Annotated in this window: 1 protein-coding gene; it reads right to left on the bottom strand. The window is 71.8% G+C overall.

The annotated features are described in order from the left end of the window. Nucleotides 1-39: 39 nt before the first annotated feature. Nucleotides 40-2,206, bottom strand: a 2,167-nt coding sequence (locus HMPREF0731_RS19105) for an LPS-assembly protein LptD (RefSeq protein ID WP_051014827.1), incomplete at its 5' end; no start/stop codon positions are given.

The raw sequence follows: 2,206 nt of genomic DNA, 5'->3' as shown, positions 1-2,206 counted from the left end.
CGCGATCCCGCCGGCCGTGGCGCGCGCGGCGGCGGCGGGTCAGATGGCGCGGAAGCCGAAATCCCCCACCGTCTTGAAGGAGACGCGGAACAGCAGCACGGTCGAGGAGGGGTAGTAGTTGGTGCGGTCGCTCGGCTCGGCATAGGTGCGGGCGAAGCGGGTGTCGAAGATCAGGCACTCATCCTCATAGGTGAGGTTGACGCCGGCGGAGACGCCGCGCTCCAGCTCCAGGTCGTAGCGGCCATAGGCGCCGGTGCGCCAGTAGCGGCCGAGCTGCGCCTGGATGTTGCCCGACACCTCGCGCCGCTCGCGCGGCGAGATCAGCGCCGAGGAGGGCAGGGTGTAGAGATAGCCGGCGCCGACCGAGACGGGGCCGAGCCCCAGCTGCGCCCGCGTCTCCACCAGGCGGGCGGAGAAATCCTCCTTGTCCAGCCGGGCGCGCGCGGTCAGGTCCAGCCAGGGCACGGGCGAGAAGCTGGTGCGCGCCACCCAGTCGGAGGCACGGTCCTCGAGGCCCGAGCCCTCCTCGAACACGCTCTCCTCGCTGGCGCGGAAGGAGCGGCCGATGAGCCCCTCCACCCGCCCGCCATTGGGGAACATCCAGGCGCCGCGGAAGGCGGTGTCCACCCGCGTGCCGCCCTCCTGCCGGTCGCGGCCGGGGAAGCGGTTCAGCGCGAACAGGTTGGCGTCGGTGAACTCGAAATCCAGGCTGTCCTCGTTGGCGACCAGGGTCTGCCGGCCCGTCGAGGGGCCGGTGACCAGCTGCACCCGCGGCTCGATCAGCTGGGTGCCATAGGCGCCGGCGCTGCGCGTCATCGGCAGGCGCCAGTCGAGCGCCACGCGGACATTGCCGGTGGCGTCGGTCGCCGTGCCGCGATTGGCGAAGTTCGGCGCGCGGTCGAGGTCGTCCACCCAGCGGCTGATCGCATCGCCCTGGGCGCGGAAGGTCCAGACCTGGCCATAGGCGTCGATGCGCGGCAGCTCGTAGGTGAAGCGGCTGGCGATGCGGCGGGTGTCGGTGCCCTGGTCGCGGTACAGCGAGAAGGCCGAGACATCGGCCGTCATGTAGCCGCCCAGCCGGTCGCGCCGGAAGGCGTGGTCGGCGTAGAGGTTGGGCAGCACCACCGGGATCTGCCCGGTGTCGTCCACCTCCGACAGGCCCTGATAGGCGCGGCCGTCGATGCGGGCATAGGTGTCGCTGCCCCAGAACCCCTCCAGATAGGCGTCCGAGGAGAGCTGGCGCGGCGCCGGGTAGCGCCAGGCGCGCAGATAGGTCTCGCTGCTGGCGCGGTTCAGGTTGAAGCCGGTGCGCCAGTTCTCGTCGAGCCCGAACTGGCCGCGGCTGAAGATGTGCGCCCCCAGCCCGTCCTCCCCGCGCGAGCCGCCGCGCTGGCCGAGCGAGCCGCTGGCCTCGATCTCGCCGGTGTTGAAGCGGCGGCGATAGGCGAGGCCCAGCGCCGGGTCCTGCTTGGTCGAGAGCGTCGGCGTCAGCGTCAGGTCGGAGCTGCCATCGATCGCCCAGTAATAGGGCAGCTCGACGAAGCCGCCGAGGAAGCTCGAGGTGCCGAAGCTCGGCGTCAGGAAGCCCGATTGCCGCGGCACCGAGGGATCCGGATGCGACAGGTAGGGCGTGTAGAGCACCGGCACGCCGGCCAGCATCAGCGAGGCGTCGCGGTAGCGCAGCCGCTTCTCCGCCTGGTCCTGCGTCGCCAGCCGGGCGCGCAGCTGCCAGAGCGGCGGCGCCTCCGGATCCTCGGCGCAGAGGTCGCAGGCGGAGTAGAGCACCCGCGACATGTCGAGGATGCTGCCATTGGTGCGGCGGGCGCCATTGGCCACCAGCCGGCCATTCTGGGCCAGCCGCGCCTTCAGCCCCTCCACCACGCCGTCGCGCATGTTGCCCGACAGCTCGGCGCGGTCGGCGAACAGCACCTGGCCGTCGGCCTCCAGCAGCTGGACATTGCCCTCGGCGGTCGCGATGCCGGTGTTGCGGTCGAAGGTGAAGCGGTCGGCGCGCAGGATGCGCTCATTCTGCCAGGCCTCCACCGCGCCGCTGGCGGTGACCAGATTGCGCTCCTGGTCGTATTCCACCTGCTCGGCGGTGAAGGTGACGGGGGCGTTGTTGCCGCTTTGCGGCACGGGCGGATTGCCGCTTTGCGGGGCGGGGGCCGCCGGTGTGGCGGCCGGGGCCGTTGCGGCGGGCGCCGCC

Origin of the sequence: Pseudoroseomonas cervicalis ATCC 49957 (assembly GCF_000164635.1) — a bacterium.
Classification (GTDB): Bacteria; Pseudomonadota; Alphaproteobacteria; order Acetobacterales; family Acetobacteraceae; genus Pseudoroseomonas; species Pseudoroseomonas cervicalis.
Note: the sequence above shows the minus strand (reverse complement) of the source record. Positions and strands in the feature narration are given on the sequence as shown.